We start from the raw sequence: 252 nt of genomic DNA, 5'->3' as shown, positions 1-252 counted from the left end.
GGAATAGCTCAGTTGGTAGAGCACGACCTTGCCAAGGTCGGGGTCGCGAGTTCGAGTCTCGTTTCCCGCTCCAATTTTAAACAGCACTGCTTTCGGGCGGGGCTGAGTGAAACCAGAACCCACTCTTCGGAGGCGGATCTGGACACCGAAACACACACCATGTGTTCCGGGTAGCGTGTCCCCTTCGTCTAGTGGCCTAGGACACCGCCCTTTCACGGCGGTAACAGGGGTTCGAGTCCCCTAGGGGACGCC

1 tRNA gene is annotated in these 252 nt (G+C 59.1%); it reads left to right on the top strand.

The features are described from left to right. The first annotated feature begins 177 nt into the window (after window positions 1-177). A tRNA-Glu gene (locus HU743_RS27060) sits at window positions 178-250 on the top strand. The last annotated feature ends 2 nt before the right edge of the window (window positions 251-252 follow it).

This window comes from Pseudomonas sp. SWRI99 (assembly GCF_014270125.1).
Taxonomy (GTDB): Bacteria; Pseudomonadota; Gammaproteobacteria; order Pseudomonadales; family Pseudomonadaceae; genus Aquipseudomonas; species Aquipseudomonas hamedanensis.
Note: the sequence above shows the minus strand (reverse complement) of the source record. Positions and strands in the feature narration are given on the sequence as shown.